Source organism: Acinetobacter oleivorans DR1 (assembly GCF_000196795.1).
Taxonomy (GTDB): Bacteria; Pseudomonadota; Gammaproteobacteria; order Pseudomonadales; family Moraxellaceae; genus Acinetobacter; species Acinetobacter oleivorans.
In genome coordinates, this window is record NC_014259.1 from 1,074,481 (window position 1) to 1,088,736 (window position 14,256).

Consider the following 14,256-nt stretch of genomic DNA (forward strand, 5'->3'; position numbering starts at 1 on the left):
TCCGCCTTTTTTATTTTAAATTATCTTATTAAATATTAATCTGCTTAAGTCGTGTGATGGTAACCGTGACCTTTAGGTTTGATTAAAAAATGATTCTGTTCTTTGATTTTTTTCAGAACAATGTAAGACTTTATGTGACCAATAAAATTATAAGAAAGCAATCTTTCGGTTACAAATTGAGAAAGCTGTTCTAAGTTTTCAGCAACGACTTTTAAAATAAAATCCGCATCGCCACTAATTGAAAATGCATCTTGAATGTTATCTTCTGCTTCAATAAGTTCTTGAAATGCCTGCTGAGATTTTGCCTCGTGTGTTCTTAAATTAATGTGAATCATCGCTGTGACTTCCAGCCCTAGAGCTTGTTGCTGGATACGGGCTGTATAACCTAAAATTATGCCTTTTTGCTCAAGTAGCTGTCTTCTTCTAGAACATTGAGAAGCAGATAAACCGATTAAATCTCCAACTTCCTGATTGGTGAGCCGTCCATTCTTTTGTAGTGCCTGAATGATTTGCCAGTCGAACTTATCCATTGCATAAAATCCTTTTATGATACACAAATCATGTATTTTTATTAAAATGCGTTTTCATTATGCACGAAATCTAAAAGGTAGATGAAATATTATTTTTCTATGGAATAAAAATTGGTCTCAAAGGATATAGAGCAATGTTCATAGAAATCGGTGACTTTTTAAATCTTCGTTTAAAACAAATGGGTATCCAACATCTTTTTGGTGTACCTGGTGATTTTAACCTCTCATATCTCGAACAAGTTGAAGCAGATCCGGAACTCGAATTTATCGGAAATTGTAATGAATTAAATGCTGCCTATGCAGCAGATGGTTATGCACGAATTAACGGTTTTTCTGCCTTAGCAACTACTTATGGTGTAGGTGATTTAAGCGCGATTAATGGCATTGCAGGTGCATATGCAGAAAATGTACCTCTTATTCATATCTCAGGTATTCCGCCTTTACATGCAGTTCAAAAGGGCACTTTAATTCACCATACGCTTGTCGATGGTAATTACGACAATATTATGAACTGTATGAAAGAGTTCACAGTTGCTCAAACACGTTTAACTCCTGCAAATGCAGCTTTTGAAATTGATCGTGTATTACGTCAGTGTTTCCTTGAACGTCGCCCTGTGCACATCCAGTTAGCGGGAGATATTACTCACGTTAAAATTGAAGTTACTGACCGCCCACTTGATTTAAGTTATCCATCTGTTGAACCAGACTTATTGCAAAGTGTGGTAAGCAAACTTTGTGACATTTTGAACAATGCAAAAAGTCCAGCACTTCTTATTGACAATGAAGCTTCAGTTTTTGGTGTAACTTCACTTTTAAATGATTTATCTCAAAAATGCTCAATTCCATTTGCGGGTATGAATACTGCAAAAAATATTATGGATGAAGGCTCACCTCGTTATATTGGAACTTATGTAGGTGGGGCAAGCCAACCGCATGTGAAAAATATTATTGAGCAATCTGACTGCCTAATAGGTATTGGTGCACGTTTTACAGATGTAGGCTCAGCTGTATTTACTCATCAAATTGAGACCAAGAATTACATTGAAATTAAATCTTATGGTCTGAACATTTTTGGTCAGGATTTTCCAGGTATTGAAATTGGACAGTTACTTGTTGAGCTAAATAAAAAAGTTGCACCACGTAAATCGTCAATGCCTTTTCTTGAAAAACAGCCACAGAAAGTAATTGAAGCCCCAGCTCAACAAAAGCTAAGCCAAGATGTGCTTTGGAACTATATTGCAGGTTTCTTAAAAGAAGATGATGTGATTATTGGTGAGGTAGGAACTTCAAACTCAGCTTTGTCCGGTTTAAAACTTCCTGCTACAGCTAAATATATTGCTCAGCCGCTTTGGGGTTCAATCGGTTATACCTTGCCAGCTTTACTTGGTAGCTTGTTGGCTGCTCCAGAACGCCGTCAAATTTTGTTTATTGGCGATGGTTCTTTCCAGCTTACGGTACAAGAGCTTTCTACAATTATTCGTCACGGTTTAAAACCTATTATTTTCTTACTGAACAATGGCGGCTACACCATTGAGCGCTTAATTATGGGTGAAAACGCAGCCTATAACGACGTGCAAAACTGGAAATACACCGAAATTCCTGCGGTATTTAACGGTAAAAAAGGCCATACGACCTATGTGGTTGAAACTGCCGGACAGCTTAGAAGTGTTTTAGAGAATGTTCATTTAAATGATCAGTTAACTTTTATTGAATTAAAACTACCAGCAATGGATGCGCCAGTAAGTTTGAAAAAATTTGCTTCAGTCATCGCGCGTTTTGATTACGGCGATCGTGGCTACGAAATTTTAAAGGAGCGTTCCCAGCCTATTAAATGTAAGGATGCAAGCTCTTTTTAAATAGAAGATAGGACAAGTCTTCTTAAAATTAAATGGACTCATATTAAAACAAACGTATTTCCGAAGGTCGGTTTCTGGCCTTCGGATATGGTGCTGAATAAAGGTGTACAGGAAGTGACACCAACATTGGAGATAATGTTATGGATGCAAACAATAAGCACGAGTTAAAACAAGGCTTATCCAATCGGCATATTCAACTCATCGCGTTAGGAGGTGCGATCGGAACAGGGTTATTCTTAGGTCTTTCTCAAACGATTAAACTGGCAGGTCCTTCAATTTTATTAGGATATGCAATTGCTGGAATTATCGCTTTCTTAATTATGCGTCATTTAGGTGAAATGGTTGTTGAGGAACCAGTAAGTGGTTCTTTTAGTTATTTTGCGAACAAGTATTGGGGCAAAATGGCTGGTTTTATGTCTGGCTGGAATTACTGGGTGTTGTATGTGCTGGTAAGTATGGCTGAACTCAGTGCAATTGGAACCTTCATTCAGTTTTGGTGGCCTGAAATTCCGACATGGCTGACTGCTTTATTTTTCTTTATTTTAATTAACGGCATTAACTTGGTGAATGTTCGCTTTTTTGGGGAATCCGAATTCTTATTTTCCTGCATTAAGATTGTTGCAATTTTAAGCATGATTGGTTTTGGTACTTATCTCTTATTTACAGGTTCGGCTGGTCCGCAAGCAGGTATTGCAAATTTATGGCAACACGGTGGTTTCTTCCCGCATGGGATTCACGGTTTTGTCATGGCTTTAGCCGTTATTATGTTTGCATTTGGTGGTCTAGAACTTATTGGTATTGCTGCTGCTGAAACGAAAAAACCTGAAACCACTATTCCAAAAGCAGTGAACCAAATTGTTTATCGTATTTTAATTTTTTACATCGGTGCTATTGGGATCTTACTGTGCCTTTACCCTTGGAATATGGTGGCAGAAGGCGGTAGCCCATTTGTCATGATTTTCCAGTCATTAAACAGTAATGGTGTTGCGAATGTTCTAAACTTTGTAGTCTTAATTGCTGCTATTTCAGTTTATAACAGCTGTATTTATTGTAATAGCCGTATGTTGCATGGCTTAGCAGAGCAGGGCAATGCTCCGGCAATTTTGAAAAAAGTAAATAGCCGTGGTATTCCAGTTCCAGCAGCAGTTGTTTCTGCATCAATCACAGCAATATGTGTGGTCGTAAATTACCTGATTCCTGGACAAGCCTTTCAGCTCTTTATGATGCTTGTTGTAGCTGCACTTGTTATTAACTGGCTCATGATTTCAGTCACACATTTGAAATTTACCAAAGCAATGAAATTACAACGCCGCCAAACTAAGTTCCAAAGCATTATGAGTCCATGGAGTAATTACTTAACCATTAGCTTTGTATGCTTTATTCTTATTATTATGGCAATGACGCCTGATATGAGATTGGCCGTTATTTTGGGTCCAATCTGGCTTGCTGTTTTAGCGCTGATGTATTTCTTCAAATACCGCAGAAAAATGGTCGCAATGCCAGAAGTGCAATCGAATTAATCCACTAAATTTACAACGATATTGCGGTTACCTTACATACGGTAGGTAACCCTTTATCTTTTGTCATATTATTTTCATGTTACAAAGAAATTATTATCTATCGTAATTTTTGATCAGAATTTTAGTAATAAAATTATTTTTAGTAGTAAAAGTAAAAATACAGTTAAATTATCGATTTTTAAAATAATTATAATATCTTTTGGTTTTATATTTTATGAATACTTAAAATCTATATTTTTAATCAGTGTCATAATAAAGACTAATATACAGAGTAAAATATCCACTCAGATTGAATTAAATATTTGATAAAAGATAAAAAATAATAATGTGACAATTAACAATATCGAAATCATTAAAGCGTCATCATACTGTAACTTAATTGTCATATTTTCTATTCACAATGCAGCTATCGAAGAGCGTACAAGCACTCAACAAAAAGTGACGTACAACCTATTGCATTAATGAGAGAGAACAGAATGCGCTTAAATCCACGTCAAATCGCAATTGCGTTAGCAGTAACTGGGGCAGCTGTAACAACGACTGCAAATGCAGCTCGTGATACGATTCAAATTGCTGGTTCTTCAACTGTACTACCATTTGCCAGCGTTGTAGCTGAAGAGTTTGGTAATACATTTCCTCAATTTAAAACTCCTGTAGTTGGTTCTGGCGGTTCTTCTGCTGGTTTGAAACAATTCTGTCAAGGTGTTGGCGATAACACAATCGACGTTGCTAACGCTTCTCGTAAAATTAAAAGCACTGAAATTGAAGCTTGTAACAAAGCTGGTGTAAAACAAATTCAAGAAATCAAAATTGGTTACGACGGTATCGTATTTGCGTCTAACTCACACAAAGCAGCTTATAAATTAAAACCTTACCATGTGTTTGCTGCTTTAGCTGCACAATTACCTTCAAATGGTAAATTGGTTCCAAACCCATATACAAACTGGAACCAGATTGATAAATCACTTCCAAATGAACCAATTACTCTTGTAATTCCTGCATCTAACCACGGTACTCGTGAAGTTTTCCAAGAGAAAATGGTTGATGCTGGTTGTGAAGCGTATGAATACTTCAAGAACTTAGATAAAGATGCTCAGAAGAAAGCATGTTCTACTTTCCGTAAAGATGGCCGTGTAATTGAAATTGCTGGTGACTATACAGAAACTCTAGCTCGCTTAAAGACTTCTCCAAGTGCAGTAGGCGTGTTTGGTTTAAGTTTCTATGATATGAACCGTGACAAGTTACGTGTAGCAACTGTAAATAACGTTGTTCCATCTGAGAAAACTGTATTGAACGGTACATATCCTGTGTCTCGTCCATTATTCTTCTACGTGAAAGGCGAACATTTAAAATCAGTTAAAGGCTTACCACAATATGTAGAATATTTCGTAAGCAAAAAAGCAACAGGTAAAGGCTCTAAAGCTGAACGTGATGGCTTAATCGCAATGTCTGATGCTGAACGTGCAAAAGTATTGGCTGACTTTAAAGCAGGTAAAACTGTTAAATAAGTTAGTTTGAATAGGGGCTGGTGATCTTGAGAGTTCATCAGCCTTTTTGTCTAACTTGTTTTTCCAAATTATGACAATTGAGAAAACAGTGGAGAGTACATGAATCTGCTACTTATCGGTGTGTTGTTAGCCCTTGTGGCAATCGCATATCAACTTGGGCTGAGAAAGAGCCGTAGCCTAGCAGGTAAGGGAAGCAACTCGGCGACATTACATTCTCGTCCTGGTTATTATGGTGCACTGGTTGGTCTTTGGTGCGGTATCCCTGCTTTTTTAATTTTGATCATTTGGAGCTTGGTTGAACCAAGTATTTTAAATCACATTATCTTTAATAATATTCCTGCATCTGTAAGTGCCTCACTTGATGAAGCTGGCAGAAGTGTCTTGATTGATCGTGTTCAAGCGATTGCTTCAGGTTTTGGGGTAAGTGATAAGCCAGCAGCCTATGAATTAGCTGCTGCACAACAGTTCGCAAAATTTCAAACCATCGGCTCTTTTGCCAAATTTGCTGTTGTAGTTTGTGCAGCTTTATTAGGTTTAGTGTGGGCAAAGAAAAAGATTAATCAACAATATCGTGCACGTAACCAAGTTGAACGTGCAATTAATGTTGCTTTGATTTTATGTTCTGGTGTTGCGATTTTAACAACCATCGGTATTGTGATGTCGATGTTTGGCGAAGCAATGCACTTCTTCCGTTTTGTAAGCCCGCTTGATTTCTTCTTCGGGACAGAGTGGAACCCAGGCTTTAGTACTTCGGGTAATGCAGAAGGTAGTTATGGTTTATTGCCATTACTCTGGGGCACACTCATGGTCAGCGGCATTGCTTTATTAGTTGCCGTACCCATTGGATTAATGATTGCCATTTATTTAGCTGAATATGCTTCCCCGTGGTTACGCTCGTGGGCAAAACCAACAATTGAAGTTTTAGCGGGTATTCCAACAATTGTTTATGGTGTGTTTGCCATGATGATTATTGGACCATTTTTCAAGACAGCTGGTGCTTACGTTGGTCTTGAAATTAACGCGACCAGTGCTTTAACTGCTGGTTTCGTGATGGGGATTATGATTATTCCGTTTGTTTCTTCTTTATCAGACGACATTATTACCCAAGTACCTCGTGCCTTACGTGACGGTTCTTTAGGACTTGGAGCAACTAAGTCAGAAACAATTCGTCAAGTCGTTTTACCTGCTGCGTTACCGGGTATTACTGGTGCCTTTTTATTAGCTGTCTCTCGTGCCGTAGGGGAAACCATGATTGTGGTTTTGGCAGCAGGGAACAGTCCACTTTTACATGCAAATCCATTTGAAGCTGTTTCGACAGTGACCGTTACGATCGTAAAACAGTTAACTGGTGATACTGACTTCGCCAGCCCACAAGCTTTGGTTGCATTCGCGTTAGGTCTGACACTCTTTGTGATTACCTTATGTTTAAACATTGTTGCACTGTACATTGTGCGTAAATACCGTGAGCAATACGAATGAGTACATCAAATACATCGTCTCCTATGGATCAGAACGTATTTGATCCACAAGCTGCTGCTCAAGCACGTGATCGCCGTAAAAAAGTGATTGAAAAGTCATTGGCTAAACGTCACCGTAAAGAAAAAGCTTTCCGTTTTGCTGGTTTATCGGCAGTTGTTATTGGTCTTGCATTCGTAGCGCTATTGTTTAGCAGTATTTTGGCAAAAGGTTTACCTGCTTTTTGGCAAACGAGCATGAATGTTCCAATTTACTTCGATCCGAAAGTAATTGATGCAGGTCCAGTACCTGTACGTACTCAAGGTGAAACACCTGCTCATTACCAAGAGCGTTATGTCGATTGGCAAACTAAAATGGGTATGGTGGATTGGGATGGCATTATTGTAAATGGAATGATTGCCAAAGATCCTGCACTTGCTAGTGAGCGTGATTACTTAAGTAGTCTTTATGCAAGTTCAGAGGCTTATCGTTTACGTGACATGGTTTTTGCAGACCCATCACTCATTGGTAAAAAAGAAAATATTAATTTCTTGGGCGATGCCAATGTTGATGTCTGGTTAAAAGGTAATATTGACCGTTCATTGCCAGATGATCAGCAACAACTTGAACCAGAAGTACGTAAACTTGCGGATGAACTAAAAGCAAAAGGTGTTCTTGAAAATACGTTCAATTTGAACTTGTTTAAGAATCCGGACTCTCGTAGTTCACCAGCAATTAGTGGTCTTGCTGGCGCATTTATGGGTTCATTATTCATGATGCTGATTGTGATCATTATTGCGATTCCAATTGGTGTTGCCAGCGCAATCTATCTTGAAGAATTTGCTCCAAAGAATATTGTCACAGACATTATTGAAGTTAACATCAATAACCTTGCTGCTGTTCCTTCAATTGTGTTTGGTTTACTCGGTGCGGCAATTTTTATTGGCTGGATGCATTTACCTTTATCGGCTCCGCTAGTCGGTGGTTTAGTTTTAAGTTTGATGACATTACCAACAGTCATTATTACTACGCGTGCTTCATTAAAAGCAGTGCCACCTTCTATTCGACAAGCCGCACTTGGTTTGGGAGCTTCTAAGTTCCAGACCATTTTCCACCACGTTTTACCATTAGCTTTACCAGGCATTATGACCGGCTCAATTATTGGTGTTGCTCATGCGCTTGGTGAAACTGCACCTTTACTTTTAATTGGAATGAGTGCATTCGTTGCAAGTATTCCAGCAACACCATTTGATCAATCAACTGCATTACCTGTCCAAGTTTACTTATGGCAAGGTAATGAGTTGCGTAACTTCTTCGAAGGCCGTACTGCCGCTGCGATTATCGTACTACTTGCACTAATGATTGGTCTAAACAGTCTTGCAATTTGGTTACGTAAAAAGTTCGAAGTGCGTTGGTAATAGAGGATAAATAATGAATACTATTGATATTACGAATTCCTTAGAAAAGGATAAGTTAGTGAACACTGAACAATCTCAATTTACAGATAAATCGCAGAATCATGGCACTTCGTATGTTTCGCATTTTGAACCACAAACTTCAAAAAAGCAGAACTCAACCGAAATCAAAATTAGTGCACAAGATGCCCATGTTTATTATGGTGATTTTGAAGCGATTAAAGGTATTGACCTCGATATTTACAAGAACGAAGTTATTGCTTTTATTGGACCGTCAGGTTGTGGTAAATCTACCTTTCTTCGTACGATAAATCGTATGAATGACACCATTGATGGTTGCCGTGTGACAGGTAAAATTACACTCGATAACCACAATATTTATGATCCAAACCTTGATGTCGTATTATTACGTGCTCAGGTTGGTATGGTATTCCAAAAGCCAAACCCGTTCCCTAAAACTATTTTTGATAACGTGGCTTACGGCCCTAAACTTCACGGTCTAGCGCGCGATAAATATGATCTTGAAGAAATTGTTGAAAATAGCTTACGTAAAGCGGGTCTATGGGACGAAGTGAAGGACCGTTTGAATCAACCGGGTACTGGTTTATCAGGTGGTCAGCAACAACGTTTATGTATTGCTCGTACGATTGCAGTAAGTCCAGAAGTGATTTTGATGGATGAGCCATGTTCTGCGCTTGACCCAATCGCAACAGCAAAAATCGAAGAATTAATTTCTGAATTATCAACGCAATATACAATTGTTATTGTGACTCACTCAATGCAACAAGCGGCACGTGTATCTGATCGTACTGCTTATTTCCATTTAGGTGATTTGATTGAAGTTAACTCAACTGAAAAAGTCTTTACTCAACCTGACCACCAGTTGACGGAAGCTTATATTACTGGACGATTCGGTTAATTAGTCATCCATATAAAAAAAGAGCCATGTGCTCTTTTTTTATTTTATAAATGAAAATGACTCTATTTTGCAAAAACGCTATTGAATTTTAATCAAAACGACCACATCTTAAGGCTATAAAAGATAACTTATGAGCTTAGAATTTTATGTTATTCCATTTGCCTAAACTCCCTGCAGAAATACGTGTGAGTCATTTAAATGCACGTGTAAATGAACAGAGAAAAAAAATTGCACAAACAACTGCAAGCCGTTTAGAACTTTTACAATTGGCTCAACAACTTGCTAAAGAAGCTAAAATTCGCCGTAAAAATAATCAAAAAATCTTTGTTTTAGATTTTAAGGGTGATATTCAAGCTTCAGCAGTTGAAAATATACGAGAAGAAATAACCCTCATTTTAGCAACTGCTAAAGCAGGTCGTGACCGTGTTGTCGTTCGCCTTGAAAGCCCGGGTGGCATGGTACATGGCTATGGTCTAGCAGCAGCTCAATTGGTACGCTTACGCGATGCAGGCTTCCATTTGACGATTTGCGTAGACAAAGTAGCAGCAAGTGGCGGCTACATGATGGCATGTATTGCAAATGAAATTATTGCAGCGCCGTTTGCTATTGTTGGTTCAATTGGTGTGGTTGCTCAAGTTCCAAACTTTAACCGTCTTTTAAAACAACACAATGTAGATTTCGAGCTTTACACAGCAGGGCAATATAAGCGTACTGTCACGATGTTTGGTGAAAATACCCCTGAAGGTAAAGCTAAGTTCGAAGAAGAGCTTCAACAAACTCATGTGTTATTTAAACACTTTGTAGAAAAGTACCGTCCACAACTTAATGTTGATAAAGTGGCAACAGGTGAGCATTGGTATGGTGAAGATGCGCTAGAGCTAAACCTTGTTGATAAATTACAAACATCTGATGAGTATCTATTAGCGTTATTACCACAACATGATGTTTATGTGATTAATACACGTAAGAAAGCGACCTTAGGCGAAAAGTTAGGTTTACAGGCGGCTCAAATGGCAGATAGCTTGATTCCGGCTGTAATGAATAAAGTTGCAGACACTTTGGCCAAAGCCAATTCAACCTTAGTACAAATGCGTGATACTAGATTTTAATTAAGCTAAATTTTGAAAAAGAGAGTGCCTGTAAGGGTGCTCTTTTTTTATGTGAGTGATGAAAGAAATTTGATTAATATTTGTTTAAGTTTCAATTGTAAAAGTTATAGTTAACTTTTCACTTCTGAGTTTTTGTGATGTCAAAAACATGGCCACACATTGATCTTCTCATACGTATTTTACATATCATTATTATGCTTGGTTTTATTGGTGCTTACTTCACAGGAGACAATGAAGATCTGCACCAAGTCCATATGATGTTTGGTTACGTACTTCTTATTAGTATTACTGCGCGAGTGATCTGGCATTTTTTGAGTCCACGTATTTCAAGTACAACACCGTTCGGTATTAAAAAGCGAAGTAACATAGCGATAAATGCGGTCAAAAAATCCTTAAGTCATTCAAACTTTAAGAGTATTTTTTCTAAAAATTCAATTCATTCAATCAGTATTGCACTTTTTCAAACTTCAATTGTACTTATATTTCTCGTGATTCCAATTGTGGTGGGGCTAGGGTATGCGACTGAACATGTTAATTTTTCTTTGAAAGACCTACACGAATTTTTTGCAAACTTGTTTCTAGCTTTGGTTTTATTGCATGTTTCAACTCTTATTCTAAATAGCATTTTTGCAAAACGTTTTCAGGGCTGGAGTATGCTAAAAATGACCTTGTTAGATGCGAAAATAACTAAATTTGCTGCTTTATTTCTTTTGATTCTGATAGGTACTTTTAGCTTCTTTTACTTACGAATGTAAATGATAGCCTTAATATATGAGAGATTTAGTAAATACTCGAACACGGTGAAATTTAAGCTTGATATGAGTTTTATGAGAAATAGATATTTTAATTAAAAGTCAAAAATAATTATTGATAAACATGCTTTTTGAATTGTGATAAACACATGGTTTTGATATTTTAAACAGCAATAAAATAGCTTTTAGATGAATCATTTAAAAAGTTAGACATTTAAAAATATAACTGAAATTCAGGATAGGAAATAATGACAAGAATAATTGTGGCATCCAAAGAGGGTTTGGACGTTCTACAAGATGGTCAGCTCAATAAAGTGGTTTTAAACCAACCAGCAATCATTCAAATTGGTGTAAGTCAAAAAGATATAGCATCGATGGAAAAGCAAGGTGGAAGTCTTATCATCCATTTAAAAAATGGTGAAACCCTTGTTTTAGAAAATTTCTTTAATGAAGCAACAAATACAACAGACCATTCACTTGTTTTTCCGACTGAACACGGAAAATTTGTTGAAGCCCAATTCGACGCACAAGGTAAGGTGATCGACTATACAGGTTTAAACCATGTCACAGATTTAGCCTATACAAGCACTAGCCAACCAGCTTCAACAATAGCGGTTGATGATTCTCCAACGTTTTCGATGGGTAATGTGTTAAAAGCTGGTTTAGCAGTTTTAGCTGCTGAAGGTTTATATTTGTGGGCTTTTGATAAAGATGACAAAGATGATTCTTCAGGACCTGTAGATATCTTGGCACCTGCTGCACCGACTGCTACTGTTGCCGATGATACCGTTACGGTTACTGGTAAAGCAGAAGCAAATGCAAAAATTTATATTAAAGATGCTGCTGGTAATACGGTCGCAACGGGTGTTGCAGATGCAAGTGGTAATTTTACAATTAAACTCGATAAGCCTTTAGCAAATGGAAATAAATTAAATATTTTAGCTGAGGATGCTGCGGGTAATATTTCTAAACCAGGTCTTGTAACTGGTACTAAAGACACAATTGCGCCAGATGCTCCTCAGGCTCAATTAAATGAAGATGGTTCGATCTTAGATGGTAAAACTGAAGCGAATGCTACTGTAAATGTCTATGATGCTAGCGGAACATTATTAGGAACTGTAAAAGCAAACTCAGAAGGAATCTTTTCTTTAAAGCTAACTCCACCTTTGACGAGTGAAGCTGGTGGTAAAGTCATTGCTCAGGATGCTGCCGGAAATAAATCTGAAGCAACACCCATTTTTGCAGGTAAAGATACTATTCCGCCAGCAGCTCCTTTAATTGAAGTAAATAAAGAAGGAACAGTGGTTGAAGGAAAAACAGAGGCTAATGCAAAAGTTCAGATAAAAGATCCTGATGGTAAAGTCATTGGAACTGGTACGGCAAATGCGCAAGGTGAGTTTCAAATTACGCTTTCTTCTGCCTTAAAAGAATCACAAAAGGCGACAATCATTGTTGAAGATGCAGCAGGGAATAAATCTAAGCCTTTAGAAGTCACTTCTGGCTATGACACCATAGCGCCAGATAAACCTACAGCTCAAGTGAATGCAGACGGAACTTCAGTTACTGGTACAGCTGAGCCCAATGCAAAAATAGAAATCAAAAACTCAGCAGATAAGGTTATTGGTACTGGAACAGCAGATGCGAATGGAAAATTTACAATCGCGATTTCTCCTGCTTTAACCGATAGCTTAAAAGGTTCAGTAATAGCAACCGATAGTTCTGGAAATAAATCTACTGCGCTGGAAATTGTTGGGAGTGATAAAGATACGATTCCGCCTGCTAAGCCTGTGTTAAGAGGTTTAGATGATGATGTAGGGCCTCTAAAAGGAGCAATTACAGCAGGTTCTGAAACCGATGATGCTAAACCAAAATTTACTGTTCAAGTTGAAGCTAACGCAACCTTAACTATTTATGATAATGGAGTCGCAATTTCCATTCTTAAAGTTGGTCAAGTAGATGCAAATAAATATTGGTCATTTATGCTTGATAAAGATTTAGCCATTGGTAAACATACGATTACTTTCGTGCAAACAGATGTAGCTGGGCTGACGAGTGAAGTGAGTTCACCATTTACCTTTTATGTCGTCGCACCAAAAGTGGCGAGTACGAGTGAAGTTGTCAGTAGTGATGTAAATGAAGTGGTTCCTTCTGTGGCGGATAGTGTCGGATTAAATACATTAAAGTTAGCGCAAACTACAACCAATGAAACGACTAGTCAGCAGCAAAAATCTGTGGCATTAGATGATTTATTAAAAAGTTCTTCAACGGATGCTTCTGACCCAATCGCAAAAATTTTATCTGCAACAGACTCTAAACCTGTAGTGAATGAGCAGAGCGAAGTAAATAATACAGCGAGTGATGTCACAACGAATCTAGAACAGCCTCTACCAAATACGACTTCTTCAGATTTATCAAATCTGTTAGATCAAACTTATTCAGTCGTCTAAAAAATTTTTAAAAAAAGCGCTCATTGAGCGCTTTTTTTATTTATGAATTATTTATTTTAGGTGTTTTTATAAGAGCTACGAATCCATAGAGAATTGCACCGATCGTTGCTAATAACATATCTTTATGGGCATCCCACATGTCGCCTTGTTGGCCATTATAATTTTCGGCTTGCTCTGGCGATAAGCCAATCGCAATTACCCACTCAATGAGTTCATAAAAGACACTAGATGCCATGACGAATTGGATCACAAGTAAAAACAGAGTAAAAGGTCGAGCTGTCGGTAACCAAACTTGAAAAACTCGATAAATAAGAGGGTAGAGTAAAACTCCATAGGCAAGATGAACTAAACGATCATACATGTTACGAGACCATCCCATGTATTGATCTAGATTAAAATTGAATATCTGTTGAATCCAGTCATTGTATGGAACATATGAGTACAGGTAGTGTGCACCGATAATATGGATGAGCAAAAAACCTAAATAGAAAGTAAAACTTAAATAATCGAGACCAATCTTTTTAAAAATAATAAATAAGAGGACTAACATAAAAATTGTACCCACCTGATGAAGTAAATAAGCTTCAAATTCAAGGGGCTGAATGCCAGACAATATGATGGCAATAAAAATAATGCCAAGAGCAATATAGTGTTTAAGTTTGAATTGTTTTTCGATCATTTTAGAAATATAACTTTATTGTGCTTTATATCAGTGTAATAAAAAAGCGAAGCCGAAGCTCCGCTT

General features: G+C 37.5%; 11 protein-coding genes. 9 read left to right on the forward strand and 2 right to left on the reverse strand.

What is annotated here, in order from left to right; all coding sequences use genetic code 11:
* Positions 1–44: 44 nt before the first annotated feature.
* Positions 45–530, reverse strand: a complete 486-nt coding sequence (locus AOLE_RS05015; protein WP_004643588.1) for an Lrp/AsnC family transcriptional regulator — start codon at positions 528–530, stop codon at positions 45–47.
* 134 nt (positions 531–664) lie between these two features.
* Here AOLE_RS05015 and AOLE_RS05020 point away from each other — a divergent pair, with 134 nt between their 5' ends.
* The 9 genes from AOLE_RS05020 to blp2 all read left to right on the forward strand — a co-directional run bounded on the left by AOLE_RS05020 (position 665) and on the right by blp2 (position 13,511).
* Positions 665–2,386 carry an alpha-keto acid decarboxylase family protein gene (locus AOLE_RS05020; protein WP_013197141.1) on the forward strand — a complete coding sequence of 574 codons (1,722 nt, stop codon included), beginning with the start codon at positions 665–667 and terminating at the stop codon, positions 2,384–2,386.
* Positions 2,387–2,526: 140 nt separating this feature from the next.
* Complete coding sequence (locus tag AOLE_RS05025) at positions 2,527–3,906, forward strand: amino acid permease (RefSeq protein WP_013197142.1); 1,380 nt, start codon at positions 2,527–2,529, stop codon at positions 3,904–3,906.
* A 476-nt stretch (positions 3,907–4,382) separates the two neighbouring features.
* The gene (locus AOLE_RS05030; protein ID WP_013197143.1) at positions 4,383–5,414 is read left to right on the forward strand and encodes a substrate-binding domain-containing protein; all 1,032 of its coding nucleotides are present in this window, start codon (positions 4,383–4,385) and stop codon (positions 5,412–5,414) included.
* A gap of 99 nt (positions 5,415–5,513) precedes the next feature.
* Entirely contained in the window at positions 5,514–6,893 is a 1,380-nt protein-coding gene (pstC, locus tag AOLE_RS05035) for a phosphate ABC transporter permease subunit PstC (RefSeq protein WP_005307309.1), read from the forward strand.
* Positions 6,890–8,287: a phosphate ABC transporter permease PstA gene (gene pstA / locus AOLE_RS05040; RefSeq protein WP_004790867.1), complete on the forward strand. Its 1,398-nt coding sequence runs from the start codon at positions 6,890–6,892 to the stop codon at positions 8,285–8,287. The genes pstC and pstA overlap by 4 nt, the downstream gene beginning before the upstream one ends.
* Before the next feature lie 13 nt (positions 8,288–8,300).
* A complete protein-coding gene (pstB, locus tag AOLE_RS05045; protein ID WP_005307307.1) occupies positions 8,301–9,203 on the forward strand; it encodes a phosphate ABC transporter ATP-binding protein PstB in 903 nt (300 codons plus the stop codon).
* A gap of 146 nt (positions 9,204–9,349) precedes the next feature.
* Positions 9,350–10,312, forward strand: a complete 963-nt coding sequence (sohB, locus tag AOLE_RS05050) for a protease SohB (RefSeq protein ID WP_005307305.1) — start codon at positions 9,350–9,352, stop codon at positions 10,310–10,312.
* Between the two features lie 137 nt (positions 10,313–10,449).
* Positions 10,450–11,067, forward strand: coding sequence for a cytochrome b/b6 domain-containing protein (locus AOLE_RS05055; protein WP_013197144.1), 618 nt, complete (start codon positions 10,450–10,452; stop codon positions 11,065–11,067).
* Between the two features lie 245 nt (positions 11,068–11,312).
* Entirely contained in the window at positions 11,313–13,511 is a 2,199-nt protein-coding gene (blp2, locus tag AOLE_RS05060) for an Ig-like repeat protein Blp2 (protein ID WP_013197145.1), read from the forward strand.
* A 40-nt stretch (positions 13,512–13,551) separates the two neighbouring features.
* Here the strand turns inward: blp2 and AOLE_RS05065 are convergent, their stop codons facing one another.
* A complete protein-coding gene (locus AOLE_RS05065; protein ID WP_013197146.1) occupies positions 13,552–14,190 on the reverse strand; it encodes a DUF2238 domain-containing protein in 639 nt (212 codons plus the stop codon).
* Positions 14,191–14,256: the final 66 nt, after the last annotated feature.

Excerpts from the sequence above, each read along its gene's own strand:
- AOLE_RS05015 (WP_004643588.1), bottom strand. The coding sequence starts at position 530 with ATGGATAAGTTCGACTGGCAAATCATTCAGGCACTACAAAAGAATGGA.
- AOLE_RS05020 (WP_013197141.1), top strand. The coding sequence starts at position 665 with ATGTTCATAGAAATCGGTGACTTTTTAAATCTTCGTTTAAAACAAATG.
- AOLE_RS05025 (WP_013197142.1), top strand. The coding sequence starts at position 2,527 with ATGGATGCAAACAATAAGCACGAGTTAAAACAAGGCTTATCCAATCGG.
- AOLE_RS05030 (WP_013197143.1), top strand. The coding sequence starts at position 4,383 with ATGCGCTTAAATCCACGTCAAATCGCAATTGCGTTAGCAGTAACTGGG.
- pstC (WP_005307309.1), top strand. The coding sequence starts at position 5,514 with ATGAATCTGCTACTTATCGGTGTGTTGTTAGCCCTTGTGGCAATCGCA.
- pstA (WP_004790867.1), top strand. The coding sequence starts at position 6,890 with ATGAGTACATCAAATACATCGTCTCCTATGGATCAGAACGTATTTGAT.
- pstB (WP_005307307.1), top strand. The coding sequence starts at position 8,301 with ATGAATACTATTGATATTACGAATTCCTTAGAAAAGGATAAGTTAGTG.
- sohB (WP_005307305.1), top strand. The coding sequence starts at position 9,350 with ATGTTATTCCATTTGCCTAAACTCCCTGCAGAAATACGTGTGAGTCAT.
- AOLE_RS05055 (WP_013197144.1), top strand. The coding sequence starts at position 10,450 with ATGTCAAAAACATGGCCACACATTGATCTTCTCATACGTATTTTACAT.
- blp2 (WP_013197145.1), top strand. The coding sequence starts at position 11,313 with ATGACAAGAATAATTGTGGCATCCAAAGAGGGTTTGGACGTTCTACAA.
- AOLE_RS05065 (WP_013197146.1), bottom strand. The coding sequence starts at position 14,190 with ATGATCGAAAAACAATTCAAACTTAAACACTATATTGCTCTTGGCATT.